General features: G+C 57.3%; 9 protein-coding genes. All 9 read right to left on the minus strand.

Annotated features, from left to right (window positions below; all coding sequences use genetic code 11):
• Positions 1 to 144: 144 nt before the first annotated feature.
• On the minus strand, positions 145 to 1014 hold the full coding sequence (locus NZK35_RS21690) for a LysM peptidoglycan-binding domain-containing protein (RefSeq protein WP_259634617.1): 870 nt from the start codon (positions 1012 to 1014) through the stop codon (positions 145 to 147).
• Between the two features lie 456 nt (positions 1015 to 1470).
• A complete protein-coding gene (locus tag NZK35_RS21695; protein ID WP_259634618.1) occupies positions 1471 to 2223 on the minus strand; it encodes an HpcH/HpaI aldolase family protein in 753 nt (250 codons plus the stop codon).
• A gap of 49 nt (positions 2224 to 2272) precedes the next feature.
• On the minus strand, positions 2273 to 3073 hold the full coding sequence (locus NZK35_RS21700; protein WP_259634619.1) for a polysaccharide deacetylase family protein: 801 nt from the start codon (positions 3071 to 3073) through the stop codon (positions 2273 to 2275).
• The gene (locus NZK35_RS21705) at positions 3070 to 3837 is read right to left on the minus strand and encodes an RraA family protein (protein ID WP_259634620.1); all 768 of its coding nucleotides are present in this window, start codon (positions 3835 to 3837) and stop codon (positions 3070 to 3072) included. The genes NZK35_RS21700 and NZK35_RS21705 overlap by 4 nt, the downstream gene beginning before the upstream one ends.
• 253 nt (positions 3838 to 4090) lie before the next feature.
• Positions 4091 to 6481 (minus strand): hypothetical protein, encoded by a 2391-nt coding sequence (locus NZK35_RS21710; RefSeq protein WP_259634621.1) that lies wholly within the window; start codon positions 6479 to 6481, stop codon positions 4091 to 4093.
• Positions 6478 to 9582 (minus strand): hypothetical protein, encoded by a 3105-nt coding sequence (locus NZK35_RS21715; protein ID WP_259634622.1) that lies wholly within the window; start codon positions 9580 to 9582, stop codon positions 6478 to 6480. The genes NZK35_RS21710 and NZK35_RS21715 overlap by 4 nt, the downstream gene beginning before the upstream one ends.
• A gap of 163 nt (positions 9583 to 9745) precedes the next feature.
• Positions 9746 to 11815, minus strand: coding sequence for a S9 family peptidase (locus NZK35_RS21720; protein ID WP_407699816.1), 2070 nt, complete (start codon positions 11813 to 11815; stop codon positions 9746 to 9748).
• Between the two features lie 252 nt (positions 11816 to 12067).
• Positions 12068 to 12451: a response regulator transcription factor gene (locus NZK35_RS21725; RefSeq protein ID WP_259634624.1), complete on the minus strand. Its 384-nt coding sequence runs from the start codon at positions 12449 to 12451 to the stop codon at positions 12068 to 12070.
• Positions 12417 to 14219 carry a sensor histidine kinase gene (locus tag NZK35_RS21730; RefSeq protein WP_259634625.1) on the minus strand — a complete coding sequence of 601 codons (1803 nt, stop codon included), beginning with the start codon at positions 14217 to 14219 and terminating at the stop codon, positions 12417 to 12419. Before NZK35_RS21730 ends, NZK35_RS21725 begins: the two co-directional genes overlap by 35 nt.
• Positions 14220 to 14464 lie beyond the last annotated feature (245 nt).

Below are 14464 nucleotides of genomic sequence, written 5' to 3' on the forward strand. Positions count from 1 at the left end.
TAACACTCCCAGCCGCCCCCCCATTTTTCTGCCCCTGATTTTTCTGCCAACTTCAGCTGGCGAATCAGTTTTTCCCCTCCAAGCCTTTCTCACGCCGCAAGTGCAACCATCGTTTTGCCTGCGGCCCTTCAGTGACTCGTGTTTTCATCCGCCTTTGACCAGATTGGCTCCGACCCAATAACCCCAGTGGCCTCGCGACAACACGCGACGCCCCTGGTAACCCTGGTCGGCGATGTGCATGCCATCGATGTTGCCCCCGGAGGTCGCATAGCGGAGGAAGATAAAGGAGTGTCCGATCCCGCGAGGACGTTTGTTATCGCGGACGAGTTCGTAGTTAGACTTGGTGCTCCAGGTTTGGATCACGGCACCCGGCTTCAGGTTGCCGGCCCAGATTCCCTGCTGCTCGACGAGCGTGCCAAGCTTCGCATACGCCATCGCTCCCGCAGCGCCTTTGCCACGATATTTTTCGGGAAGATTGAACCAACTGTTGGTCTTGGTGTTGATGAACGAGCCCCACAATCGGCCAAACGACGTGCGACTGGACAGCGATGGCAAGGCAACGCCCACCTGGATCGCAGCAGCTTTGACGCGGTTGTAGGCGATTTGGTAGCACAGCCCGTTGGGATACTTCTCACTTTCGCTCAGGCTGTTGTACAGTTCGACCACCTTGTTCCCGAACTCGTTTCCCTGGGGCTGGGGAGCACCGGTGGGCAAAAAGATCATCCCGGACTTCTTCGCCGCATCGTAGGTTGCCCCGCGAAAATGAACGTACTTTTGCCCACGCGAAGGGCGGGGGCACTGGACGTAATTGACCAGATACCAGTTGATCTCGGCTGACTTCAGCGTGCCAAAGTTGAACCGGATCAGTTCTTTGGCGTCGAGTCCATGGTCCTTTGCAATGGAGGCGAAGGTTTCGCCTTCCTTCTGGCCTACTTGGTAGGGGACCGGTTGATGGCCGGTCGTGGGAGCGGGTGGCCAGGGCGCTTTTCTCGCCGGTTCTTGAATCGTTGCCATTGTCGTCTCGTCCGTTTGGTTTGCGTGGAGTTCAGAGGGGGCCAGCCCCGTGATTCGACCGTCGTGTGGCTGCGGCCAGCAGGAAGGGGCGAAACACACCTCGTTCAGATTTCCAAGCGAACCGTCAGTGGTTTTGTTTCAATCATTGCGGTGCCTTGTAAAAAAAGTTTTCGCTCGGCCGAAGGCGTTCGACGCGGAGGTCGATGCGACCGAATCGCCCGCGGTGTTGCTTGATGCTTTCCCGCCGGGGCAACGATCGTGCAATGGGACCACTAGGACACATAGGACGTATGGGTCCCATCTGTCCTATTGGTCCTATCGATCGCGGGACCCTTCAGTCCACGAGGTTGGACCAACCGCAGCGTTGGGGACGATCGTCAACGTCGCGAACGAAAAGCGATTCGTTGGGGGGCAATGGCACCGTGAAACGCGACTCAAACGCCAAACGCGTGGGGCTCAGGAACGAAGTTCCGTCAAGTCATTTTGCATGCCGCTGAGGATGGCGCCCGAATCGGAGCCGAAAGCGAGCAGCCGGAATCCCTGTTCTTTGTGTTGCCGGATGAATCCGTTTTTGGTCAGGATTCCCGCTGACTTGCCCTGCCTTTCACAGCAGTCGACGACGTATTGAAAAGCGTTTGCGACATCGGGGTGGCCGAAGTCGGCGGGATGTCCCAGGTTGACCGAAAGATCCAGCGGGCCGACGAACAACACGTCGACGCCCTCTACTGCCGCGATCTCCTCGGCCGCCGCTACCGCTTCGGGCGTTTCGATTTGGACGATAACGAGGCTCTTGTCGTTCGCCTCCTCAAAGTACTGCTGCCAGTTCCGGCCGTAGTCGGTCGCGCGGATCACACCGGCCACGCCGCGGCGACCCAGCGGCGGGTACTTCATGCAACGCACCGCTTTTCGAGCTTCGTCGGCCGAACTGACAAAGGGGAACATGACCCCAGCGGCGCCGCTGTCCATCACGAATTTGACCGTGTCGGGGTCGACCGAACGAAGACGCACGACAGGCGCGGCATTGCCGGCGCGGCAGGCCAACAGCATCCCGCGCAGATCGGCCAGCGAACCGGAGCCATGTTCAAGATCAATCAGCAGCCAATCAAAACCGACGCCGGCGGCAATCTCAACGGCCGTCGCGGAGCCGAGGTTGAGAAACGTGCCGGCAAGTGTTTCTCGCCGCAATCGCTGTTTGTCGATCCACTGCATTTGCATTCTGGTTTTCTGGTCGAAAGGTCACTTGATTCGTGTGTGTCGGCTACGGCAGTTGGTCGAACGTGTAAAACGGCAGTTTCAGCTCCTCCGCTTTGCTAAAGATTTGAGTCAGTGCTTCGGGAGTCACAAAGTGGCCTCCGTCGGGTTTCGTCGCACAGATGCGATGCGCATAGAACACGAGGATTTCGTTGTTCTCTGCCGCGCGGGTCAATGCTGCGTCGATCTGTTCAAAGGTGCGATCGGGGCGAGTGGGAGCGTAGTCGATACCCTTTGCGATCAGGCAACCGTGCTGGTGAATCCGGCTGGCTGGAACAAAGAATGCATCGACATCACAGACGCGTTGCCCGTCGCCCACGTTTTTTCCTGTCCGCAGATGTCGAAACACCGTTAACAGTGTCTCGTCGGTGACGGCGTCGTTGCGGCTCATGGGATAGGCGAACGACGTCGGAGTGACTTCCGCAGCTTGAAACGCTTCGAGTTGCGGACGAATTTCGTTGCGAAGAAAGACTTCGGGTGAATGATCCTGGCAGTACTCGACGGCTTTCAAATGATGCACGCTGTGGGAACCGATCGCGTGACCGTGGCTTTTAAGCTGGCGGATTGCCTTGACAGCCTGTTCGTCAATCTTGCCGTTGATAAAGAACGTTGCGTTGACACCGAACCGGTCAAACAACGGGATCGCATTGACCCAATCGTCGAAATTTCGGTCGTCGAAAGTCATCACGACGCCACCGCGATCGACGTCAAACGCTGATGACGCGGGTTCGTCGGCACAGACATCGGATGAGGAAACGATCGACGCCAGTGCTGCGACGACAACAACGAAGATGCTTTGTCGGTTCATGCCCATTCATCCGACTTGCCTGAGAATTTCTGTTTTACCGAATCACCAAATCGGGCGCAGGCATCATCGATTTCAGTCAGGAGTTCTTCCATTGATTGACCGGCCGCGCTACGGGCGGTCGGAATCATGGTTTGGCATTCGAAGGAGTCCATGCTGCGGGCGGCGTCCAAAAGCCCAGGCGTGTCCTCCATCGGCACGGCAAGAAACCCGTGCTTGTCGGCGTGAATCAACGTTCCTGGTGTGATCGGCGTGCCGAACACTTCGACTTCGCAGCCCCATCGAACCGGAGTGCTGTACGCATGACCGACGCTCAATCTGCGAGCCAACGCTTTGAAGCCTGCGTTGGTCATTTCATCGACGTCACGAATGGAACCGTCCACGATCGCACCGACACAGCCGAGGGCTCGATGGATGTTGCTGTTCACTTCACCCCAAAAGGCACCGAAGGTCGCCGGTTTGTCCAGATCCTGCACGACCACGATCTTGGGTCCCGGTATCGACGCCACGTACCGTCGGTATTCACTCCAAGCACCGGTATCTGCCGTCTTGTGATCGGGGTTACCCGGCTCGATCACGACCGTCACGGCGTAACCGATCATGGGCCCCATCTGTGGCATGAAGTCGTGGGTTTCTTCAAGATTAAAACACTCTCGACCCGCATCGCGAGAAGTGATCTGTTCCCAGCCGTTGTAAATCGTGGGCGTGTTCCAGCGTTTCAGTTCCAGCAGATCCGCGTGGCGAAGCGGTGGGGGAGTGTCGTTCATGGGGCGAGTGTCAGTGATTGTGCATCAGGAAGTCAGGTAGGGGATGAAAACCTTCGCTATTGGGCGGAATCTTTTCAACGGTCATCTCGGAAGCTCGTAGTCGTAGACGGTGGCATCACTGCGACATTGTCTCATCGCAACGTTGGTGCGTCAACGATCATCGGCTTCGAGTCCGGTTCGATTGCGTGTGGGGGCGAACGATGGGTGGGGCAAATGGATCACCGCAGGGGCAGAATCCACGACGCCAAGCGAATCACTCCGGCAGATACGATTTCAATCGGTTGATTTCGTCATTTCCCGTGAGCGTCGCCTTTTCGTTGGTCAGCATCGGATACCTGCAACGGTAGTACTCGGCCAAGTCTTCACAGAGTCGAAGTGCATTCTTGGTGTACGTCGAATTGGGCCCGGGTGTGTCCAATCGACTGTGTGAACCTGCCACCAACATCATTGCGTCCAGGGTGCTCTGCTCTTGAAAATATTCCATCTCCAAGCCTTGCCGGACGCCGGCGAGCACGCGGTTTCCATCAACATGCGCATATCGAAAGAACGCCCGCAGGAACACTTTATCAACCCATTGGATGCATCTTGAATAGATAAAATCCCCCATCGGTGGTCCGATTGCCTGGGCGACCGCGGCAGCGTAGGCGGAGCCGGATCCGCGTGTCCCACCCCAGCGTTCCAGTCGCCAGATCATCACTTGCAGATGCAGCATGTCATCGTGCGGGAATCGTTCAAGATATTCACGAATCTCGTCATAGGTATCGTCGTAGCTGAATGACGCGTCGCGAGCCAGGTCGATGAAGTATTGGTAAGCAACGGCGGGGATATCGTCGGTCTGTTGCAACTTGTTCCACGCTTCCATCGCCATCTTGTTTTGCGATTGAAACGTTTGCCAGCCGTTCTCCGTCACGGAACCGGACCAGCCGCTGCCCCTGGCATCCCAGGCTTTCGTGTAGCAGTATTTCATTTTTGCTGTCAGTGCGAGCGGTGACTGACGATCAGCCCACTCGGCGAAGCCCGCCAAACGTTCTTTTGTCACCTCGACGTCTGCTTCGGTGACTTGATCGTTCCTCAGTGACTGTTCCTTGAAGAACCATTTCATGGCAATTCCCTCAGAGAGCATCTGATAGAGTTGCTCGTTGGTTCGATTGAATCGCTTTTCGGGGAGAGCTCGAATCACGGAGTGCAACGCTTCTAAATGATCGAACTGATTCTGCCATGCCCAACTACTCGCCAGCCGCCCAAGTTCGTTTACACCTTGCGGGGGGAACACGAGGCGGGCGTAAAGGTCAATGGTCTGACCGTCATGCAGCGCGACGACGCGTCCGGAAGCGGCGACCACAAGTTTTCGATCGCCGAAACGTTTCATCGGCATCGGCCGCCCAAACGAGCGATCACCAAGAATGGTGTCGTACATCACACGCTCGGTGCCGCCGTCGGGCAGCGGGCGGTCAGCGAGACAGAGTTGTATGCGCCGTGAGTAGGAATGGTGAAGGTCGATGACGTCCACGATGTCCCAGTAGATCGATGCCCGCAAACTCTGGTGATCATTTCCCGACGCGTTCGGGTCGTTGGGACGTCGATGACACGCATTCTTCTCGATCCACAAGTCATCGTCATGCAAACAACGCACCATCAACGGTTCGCCGGGATCGTTGAGCGGAACGTCGAAATCGTAGTCCAACACTCCACCATTGAGTTTGAACACGCGGCCGTTTTGGGGATCGTGCCAAGCCGCGATTCGGGTCGCATCGGGGGAAATCGCTGGCATCGGAAGGCTCACGTCGACCTTGCCGATCTTCGTCGCCGTGGCCAATTCCGGGTCGGTCAAGTACAGATCGCCCGCGTGGTCAACGACCGCGGCATGACCTGTTTCCGCTGCCACGCTGAGATGTAGGATGTCCTCGTCGAAGGCCAGCGTTGTGGCAATGGAGGCCGTTGTGCAATCGACCCGGTGAAGTTGTTTTCCGGCGGCAACGATCAGTTGAGAGTCCGAGCCGTCCGCGTGCTGCCCGAAAAACTCGACATGGATTGCGTTTTCAGCTGACATGGGTAATGCAAGGTGTTGATACTTGCCCGCATCACCAGGTTCGTCGCGTTCCGTCGGCGGCATACCTGGCAACGCCCACCAGGGTCGCCACGGCAATCTTGAAATCCAAAGTCCGTTGTCGCCGCCGACGACCAAGTGCCGTCCCGTGTTGTCCAGCCAGACCGTCGGGTTGGAAACGTCCGCCGGCATCGCAACGCTTTCGCGGAGCATCGGCTGTTCGTCCACTTCATCGAGGGCAATTCTTGCCATTGTCAACGCCTCGCCGCTGAGGCCAGTCGATGCGACCATCCACGGCGGCGGCTGCGGGCTGGACTTGGCGTCTTCCATCCGCTTCTGATTCTTTTTGAGAATCTGATCGGCGATTTCGCCAATCGCTCCCGGCTTGATTTGGCGCAGGAACCCACAGTCGGTCGGTTTGGTGGCTTGCCATTGGTCTTCAATCACCGGCCAGCGGTATTGGTTCGCAACAGCGGGCGCGGCGACAAGCGTTTCGCCCGCCGGAACGGAAAAGTGTTGCTCCGTTGGCACCGGTTCACAGCCTGTCAATGAGATCACGGCGATTGCCAACAGGCAGAGTTTCAATGGACACTTCATTGTTCTTCCACGTCTTCTAAATTGTCGGTGTCGTCGACGGATGCACCCGCGGAGTTGATCGAACGGAGCAATTGACCGAGTACGGAACGGGCTCCCGGCCCGACCGGAGCGTTGGGGACAAGGACGGTCCCGGCTGGGGAGTTAATCTTGGGAGCAGGGCGGAAAAAATCGGGTGCCCAGTCGGGACGCTCGAATTCGCTTGGCCCCTCCTCGTCATCTGGATCTGCGTAGACCGCAAACCCCCTCGGGTCATAGCCCAGTAGTTTCCGTTCTTGCGGCTGGAACCATGTTTCGTAGGCATCACGTTCCATGATCAGCCGATTCTCGGCGGTCAGTTTGGTGATCAATGCCACCGTCGCGTCGACCGGCGACAGTCGAAACATGAGTGACGGGTGGGTTCGGAGCGCCGGTACGATTTCCGACCAGTCAGCGGTCGCGCCGGTGAGATCGAGTTCGTTCAAGAAATCGGATTTGTCAATGATCGCCGACAGTCCGCCTGGTTCAATGGTCGCACCGACAAGTTTCACTTGGCTCAGATAGTCAAGCGGTCCCATGGCGTCAATCACCGATTGATTGATGGTGACGCCGCCGAGGCTGACGGCGGTGAGCCCCGGGCTCTTTCTGAGTTCGGGCAATGAACTCATGTCGATCTCGTTTCCGCCCAGCAGCAGTTGTGTCCAGCCTCCACGACTGATGATCCGAGACGTCGTCGCGGCCGAAAGTCCACAATCTCTGAGATCCAATTCAGTCAGAGTCGCGGGGATGTCCCACTGTTGAAACACGTCGTTGTCGAGATCCGCCCCCGGAAGGGCTAGCTGCTCGAGCGATCGAAGATGAGAGACGTCGTTGAGCACCTTCGATGATGCGGATGGATAAGCGATCGTCAACTTCGTCAACGCCCGCGCTTTCAACACCTCCGAGACGTTTTCGTCAGTCATCCCCTCGCCGCCTCCGATAAACCACTCCAATCCGGCGACACCACTGATTCGGATTTTCGAAAGCGGGCTCAGAACCGCCAAACCGGGAAGCTGAGGCGCGGCCTCCACATGCAGGTAATTTCCGACCGGACTGAGGACCAGGGGAGTCCGAAGTTCCGGTACATTGATCAATCGCAATGCAGTGATTTGTGATTTCTTGTGCTGGTCAAAAACGATCATTTCAAGTTCGGGTTGATTTTCAACCCTGAGCGCGTTGATGTTCGAATTGATCAGCAACGATTTGAGGTCTGCGACTTGGGCGGAGATGGAGTTGACAAACCCGACACCGACCTCGGCGTTTCGCACGTCGATGCTCGTTGCCGAAAGCTTTGCGATCTGATCGGCCGCCTGTTTCGCCAGCGCGCAGTATTGAAAGTCCAGTGATGCGATCGCGGGGTTTTCTGTCAGGGGTGAAAAATCGACCTTGCGAAGATCACATCCTCGCAATCTCAAAAGCGACGGCCCGTTTAACTTTCCGAACTGGTCGATCACTCGTTGGCTGCACTCAGAGCTGATCGTTGGGTCATAGTCCGGATCCCCGACTCCGGGGACGATCATGCTGGTTCCGGCCAGATGCTCCATCGCGTCGCAGCCTTCGACTTGGATGGTTTCAAAGTCGCGAACGTAAAACGAGAAGGACTCGATCAGAGGAATCTCTTTCAACGTACAGTTGCGAACCCACGCTTCAACCGGCATCTGGTCATTGTCAGCCATTCGGGTTTGCAGGTTGTGGTATTGCACTTTGATGTTTGCTAGTTTTGGCAGACGTTGTAGATCAAGGTCGACCAATTGAAACGAATCGAAACCGAAGTACTCCAGCTCGGGCATGTCGTGCACCGAGATCTCAAACAGGCTCGGGTTGAGTGGTTCGTCCAGTGATTGAAACGCGAGGCGTCGCAGTTGGGGCCAAGATTCGAGCCGGATTTCACCAGCGGTCCCCGTTTTCGGTCGAGAGAGGACCAGTATTTCCAGTTGGTTCTTCAGCTCGCAATTTTGCCAAGCCTGGAACGGGATCACCGTTTCCATGGCCATCAGCCGTGAGAGTTGCGGAAGTTTGGCGAAACGTTGAAGCGCGTCCTCCGCAAGATTGGTGTGCGAAATGTTGAGTTGTCGAAGCAGCGAACATTCAGACAATGCGAAAACGGTTTCCGCATCCAATTCGGTACCGGCGACGCGAAGATCTTGCAGATATCGCATCGAGGGCAGGCGGCTCAACGGTTTCTGGTCGTACTGGCCACCACCGATCCGCAGCGCTCGCAGGTAGGGCAACTTGCACATCCACTGCAGTTGTTCGTCTGACGGCTCTTGGAGATCAACAGCGGTTGTCCTCAGCCAGATCGTTCGTGCCGACTCGGGGACCCAGTCGGTCAAAATCGCCGGCATGTACGACTGCCGCAGGACCTGCCCGCTCGTTGCGAGTTGATCGGCAACGACTTGATCGGCTTCGGACTGTCGGATCAGCCATCGCCAATAGCCCATCGCCGAGGCGATCAGCGTGACGACAAACAACAAATCGGCCAGCGAAACGCGATTAGACTTCCTCACCGATGGCCGTAAGTAGAACCAAATGATGGCCAAAAACACGAGGGCGATCGCCAGATTCCAGGCCAGCGCGCCGCCGTACCATTGAACTTGATCGGGACCATTAGGAAATGGATGGCGAATGTAGTAGCGAAACGGCCATCCTGCTTCGACCGGGTCGATGGCTTGCAGCCCGTCTTCGGTTCGAAAGCCGAAGTCGAATGGCAACTCGGACCACGTCGCCTGGGTCGAATAACTGACAGAATACTGAAACGGCCAGTTGGCCGCTACCAGCATCGAAAGCACGACCGCCGATGCGATCCATCGAGCACGGGATTGCCGCCGAGGTGTGCCGCTAGGCGGTAAAGCCTTTTCTTCTAGCCGTCGGGAGTCAACGCTGGGGTGTTCGGGTGACGATGGGGACGCGGAGGGCTTGCGTCCCGCCGGTAAACGCTTGGAAAACACCGCAAATAAACGCTTCACAGCGTTCGGTTTGCCGGTGGCGGTGTTCGCTGTTGTCCTCTGTTCGTCGGTTTTCTGTTCGTCGCCGCCGGTCTCGCCGCTGGTCCGCTCTCCACGAGCAGAATTCTTGGTCTCGCTCACTGATCGTCTCTGCTTCTCTTGCCGCCGTTTTCCATGCCGCTACGTGGCTAGGGCATGTCCACCCGGAGTATACACCGTTCGACGACAGTGGTGCGTCAACGATTAAACTTAGGGCGTCTTGAGACGGTTGGTGCTGGCATCGTGCCGTGCATCGGTTCAGCCACTACCGCGGGCCGCGGGGAAGGTGTTCGACCAGGTATCTGGCGATGAGCATTCGGACATGCAATTCCGATCCCTTTCCTTCACGAAGGCCATGGTCACGATTGGGGTAGACCATGTAGTCGAAGCGTTTGCCGAGTTCGATCAACCGATCCACCAGCCCTTCGATGATCTGAATGTGCGTGTTCGTCTCGCCGGAGCCCGTGACGATCAGCAGGTCGCCCTTGAGGCCTTCGGCGAAATGGAGGGGAGCCGATCGCTCGTAGCCGTCCGGGTTGACCTCGCGGGTGCGCATGTAGATTTCCTGGAACCATGCGTTGTACAGGTGTGGTTGGGGCTTGGGGACGACGGCGATTCCGACGTGGTAATCGTCGGGCTTGCGAAACATGGCGTTCAAGGTGTTAGACCCTCCGCCGCTCCATCCCCAAATTCCGACGCGCGACAGATCGACATACGGTCGTGTGCGGCCGAGTTCTTTCAGTCCCGCCGCTTGATCTTCGGTTGAAAGTGGTCCCAAGCTGCCAAAGATCGACCGTCGCCATGCCGCGCCTTTGGGCGCAGGGGTGCCGCGATTGTCGATCGAGACGACCAGGTAGCCGAGGTCGGCAATGACTCGATGAAAGTGATTTTGAGCGGCGCCCCACTGGTCCAGCACCGTCTGCGCATACGGCTCACCGTAGACGTAAATGAAGACAGGATACTTTTTGGATGCATCAAACTTCTTCGGCTTGATCATCCAGGCATCCATCGAGACACCGCCATCGATTTCCAGCCGGATGAATTCAGTCGGAGGTGTCAGGAGCGTCTCGGCCCGATCGCGCAGTTCGCGGTTGTCCTCCAGCACGCGCACTACCTTGTGTCCTTCCAATTCGACCAAGTCGACGACCGGCGGCTGGTCGATGGTGGAATAGGTGTGAAAGGCCCACTTGGCATCGGGAGAAAAATCGTAGTCGTGCGTCCCCGGTTGATTCGCGGGTGTGATCCGCTCCAGCGTTCCCGATCCGTCGAGGGGGACTCGGTACAAGTACTTTCTCGGCCCATCGTCCGGTGCGGCGTAGAAGTAATACCAACCGCCCGGTTCATCGACGACGGCCCGATCAATGATGTCGTACTCGCCGGGTGTCAGCAGTGCCAATGCTTTGCCGTCGCGCGAATAGAGGAATGCGTGGCGCCAGCCGTCTTTTTCGCTGATGACGATGAACGCCTGGCCGTCTCGAACCCATGTCAGCCCCGAATTCTTTCCCTGGCTGCCCACCGCCCAAGCGGAATTGGTTTCGCGAAAGATCTCTTTCATCGGGCCATCGACGCTTGCCAGCAAGAAGACTCGTTCGTCGCGAAAACGGCTCTTCTTTTCGACCAGCACTTCCTCCGAATTCCCTGCCCAATCGACCTGCCCAAGATAAAAGCCGTCCGGGCTGGATTCGATCGGCAACCATTTCAGTTCGCCTCCATCGATTTCGACGACGCCGACGCGGAGGGCGTTGATTTTTTCACCGACGCGAGCAAAACGCCGGTGTCGGACGCTCGGATAGGAGGGATCGTCTGGCACCAGCATCGGACGCATTCTGACGTCGGTCGCGTCCGACTCGATGAATACCACGCGTTTCCCGTCGGGGCTCCATTGGGGATCACGAAACGAAATGTCTCGATCGGACGAACGTTGCGTCAATCGGGTTCGCTGATCGGTTTTCAGATCGCGGACGAACAGATCCTGATCTCGAAATTCCAGGCGATCGTTGCCATCGGGTGACGTCAATCCCCGGCGGGCCGGTTGCGGCGTCGTCGGCGATTCAACTACCTCGCGTTCACCCGTCTGGACGTTATACCGCAGCAACTGCGATTGGTCGGAACTCGGATCCCGTTGACGAACGGTGTATCCCGAACTGTCGGGCAACCATTTGCCCTCAAAGTCCTTCGCCCGAAATTGACCCTTTTCGTAAATCGCTTTCAGCCGTGGTTCTGCTTCCCAGACCCACGCCGAATCGTCGGTCGATTGTGCCGGCAGTGGACCGAGTCCGATCGCAGCACTTGCAATCAGTGAAAAAAGCGTGACCGGGAATCCTTGTCTCGGCATCATGGGAGATCGCTCGCAGTGGGGGCCAATGGCTGATGGGGACGCAGGTCCTCGGCGAGCGAGTGAAACAGAGATTTTTGATGCGTTTCACCCGACCCTCGGCTGCCTGTGCGGGTCATCGTAGTCGCTTGGGCGCGAGTCTTCTTGTTCGTGCGCACGCGTCCATCGATGATTTGCGCACATCGCGACGTGGCGCGTCGGGATCGACGGGGGCCCACCAGGCGTTGCTTAGCCGTGGTTCGAACCATCGGATCAGCCGTTTCCCTTGCTCGTGCAGTGCTCGCTGAGGAAGTCGACCAGCCGGTCCGGTGCAAAGGGTTTCATCAGAAAGATCACCGCCTGGAAGCTCGCCAGTTGAGCCAGCACGTCTTCGTCACGGTGTCCGCTGATCACAACGGTCGGGACGGCAGTTCCTTGTTCGGTGAGTTGAGTCAGCAGATCGATTCCGCTCATTTTGGGCAGTCGCAGATCCAGCACCATGCCGTCGATGGAGCCGCTAAAGTTCCCGACTAAAAAATCTTCGGCACTTGCGACGCAATGGGTTTCAAATCCGAAGGCTGCCAGCAGCGCCCTGACGGAGTCTTGGACGGCGGGGTCATCATCAACAATGCAAACTCTTGCTTTCGCAACATTCATCGGCGGATTCTCCGCTTCGTGGCAGCACTACGAGAAAGACCGTCCCGCGACTGGTGGATTGTTCAACGACGAGTGATCCCTGATGGGCTTCAACGATAGAACGTGCAACGGCCAAGCCCATGCCCATCCCTTCCGGTTTCGTCGTGAAAAATGTACGAAAAACATCCTGTGTGTCGTCGGACTCGATTCCGTTTCCGGTGTCTTTCACGCGGATCTCGATCTTGTCGGGTGTCGACGTGGTGCCAATGGTCAGCGTCCGCCGGTTTTGTTCCACCTGATCCATCGCCTGAATCGCGTTTTGGAACAGATTCATGAGGACTTGTTGGAGCTGCACTTGATGGCCAAAAACGGTCAGAGATTCGGCGTGCAAGCGAGTGTCGAGATCAACGCCATGGGCGCGAAGGTCTGGTCCCATGATGCCCAATGAACTTTCGATCAGCTGATGGATGTCGGTTGCCTGGTTGTCACCCGGGCTGGGTTTGAGGAGACGTCGGACGCCGCGGACGATCTCGGCGGCACGTTGCGCCTGGCCGCGAACCTGTCCGGCATGTTCACGGATCGCTGCGGTCTGTACGGGGGATTCCGAAGCAAGTTTTTCCAGGACAAACGCGTAGTTGGTCGCCGCCGACAGCGGCTGATTCAATTCGTGGGCGATGGAGGAAACCAATTCGCCCAGCAGATTCACCCGGCTGGCGTGCGCCAGCTTGTCGCGATGGTCCTTCAACTGTTTTTCGATGCGCCGTTTCTCGGTGATGTCTTGGGTAATGCTTAAGACATGGATTGATTCGTCGGATCCGTATCGAATCGGGACTTGGCGAGTCGTCATGAAGCGATGCTGGCCGTTCAGGCCGACGATCTCAAATTCCAGACTGTTCGATTCCCCGCGCAGGACCGCTTGCGTCGCTTCGACGAAACGTTCGCGATCTTCGCCGACAATCACATCGAAGATGCATTTCCCCAGGACCTCTTCACGATCCGCTTCCAGCATCCGAAGTCCGGCAGGGTTGATATCCACCAGACGCCCCTCGCGATCGACCAGTTTGACGCACTGGGGTTCGGAATCAAAAATCAAGCGGAACCGACGGTTGCTTTCCAAGATGCTGGTCATCGCCTCGTCACGCAGTTGGTCGTAGGCGTGAAAACGGCGGAGCAGCAACACGAGCAGCGTCGACGACACAACGGCAAACACGACCCCCAGCACGATGCTCTCCGCCCTGGTTCGGTTCCACACCAATGCGGTCTCCAGTTGCGATTTCGCCAAATCAATCTCAAGTTGATTTTGCAGTACCGAGATGACCTGGCCGAATTGATCAACGTCATGTTCCAAGGCGTGAAAGTCATTCGGATCGACCACGCCGGTTTGGTCGTACCCATCGATCATGCGTTTACCGCTGTCGGCGATGTCACGTTGATGCTTCAGGACGCGATCGAATTGCATTCGCGATGCTTCATCTAACGCCGACTGATGAAGAAAAGACTGAGAGATCTGTTCAAAGTCCTCGGTCCAACTTTTGAAATCCCGTTTCTCGGCCTCGTCGCCAGAGATGACGTACGCAAAACACTCTTGAACGGCACCATGGGTTCTGCTGCGAAGATCCACCAATCGACCGACCGATGGGACCCGGCGATTGTTCGTTCGAGTTGCGCTGTCGACGCGCAAAAACAACTGCACGCAATAGGTCGACGCCAACAGCAGCAGTCCCGCAAAGGAAAGGATCAGCAAACGAGAATACGCAGATCGGGGAGCTGTTGATGCTTCGTTGATCATTCGACCGGCCGCCGTTCGATTCGCAGAAGGTGGCTGTCTCGGCGCGTGATCGGCGACTCGCTTGTGCGGGCGCTGAAGTTCGAAACGCTTGAGGCGGCACAGAGGAACACTGTGCAAGTATGGACTGCGGCCCGTCGATCGCCAAGGGTGGTTCCGCGATACCGGTGAGGCACGGTCCCCCGGCAACTGCCCCGGTTCGGATTGGCGTGGTCACGTCACGTGCTTTCCGCTCGTTGCGTGGTGCT

Source organism: Stieleria sedimenti (genome assembly GCF_025060895.1).
GTDB lineage: Bacteria > Planctomycetota > Planctomycetia > Pirellulales > Pirellulaceae > Stieleria > Stieleria sedimenti.

Coding starts and splice junctions, on each gene's coding strand:
- NZK35_RS21705 (WP_259634620.1), bottom strand. CDS start 3,837: ATGAACGACACTCCCCCACCGCTTCGCCACGCGGATCTGCTGGAACTG.
- NZK35_RS21710 (WP_259634621.1), bottom strand. CDS start 6,481: ATGAAGTGTCCATTGAAACTCTGCCTGTTGGCAATCGCCGTGATCTCA.
- NZK35_RS21700 (WP_259634619.1), bottom strand. CDS start 3,073: ATGAACCGACAAAGCATCTTCGTTGTTGTCGTCGCAGCACTGGCGTCG.
- NZK35_RS21720 (WP_407699816.1), bottom strand. CDS start 11,815: ATGCCGAGACAAGGATTCCCGGTCACGCTTTTTTCACTGATTGCAAGT.
- NZK35_RS21690 (WP_259634617.1), bottom strand. CDS start 1,014: ATGGCAACGATTCAAGAACCGGCGAGAAAAGCGCCCTGGCCACCCGCT.
- NZK35_RS21725 (WP_259634624.1), bottom strand. CDS start 12,451: ATGAATGTTGCGAAAGCAAGAGTTTGCATTGTTGATGATGACCCCGCC.
- NZK35_RS21730 (WP_259634625.1), bottom strand. CDS start 14,219: ATGATCAACGAAGCATCAACAGCTCCCCGATCTGCGTATTCTCGTTTG.
- NZK35_RS21695 (WP_259634618.1), bottom strand. CDS start 2,223: ATGCAGTGGATCGACAAACAGCGATTGCGGCGAGAAACACTTGCCGGC.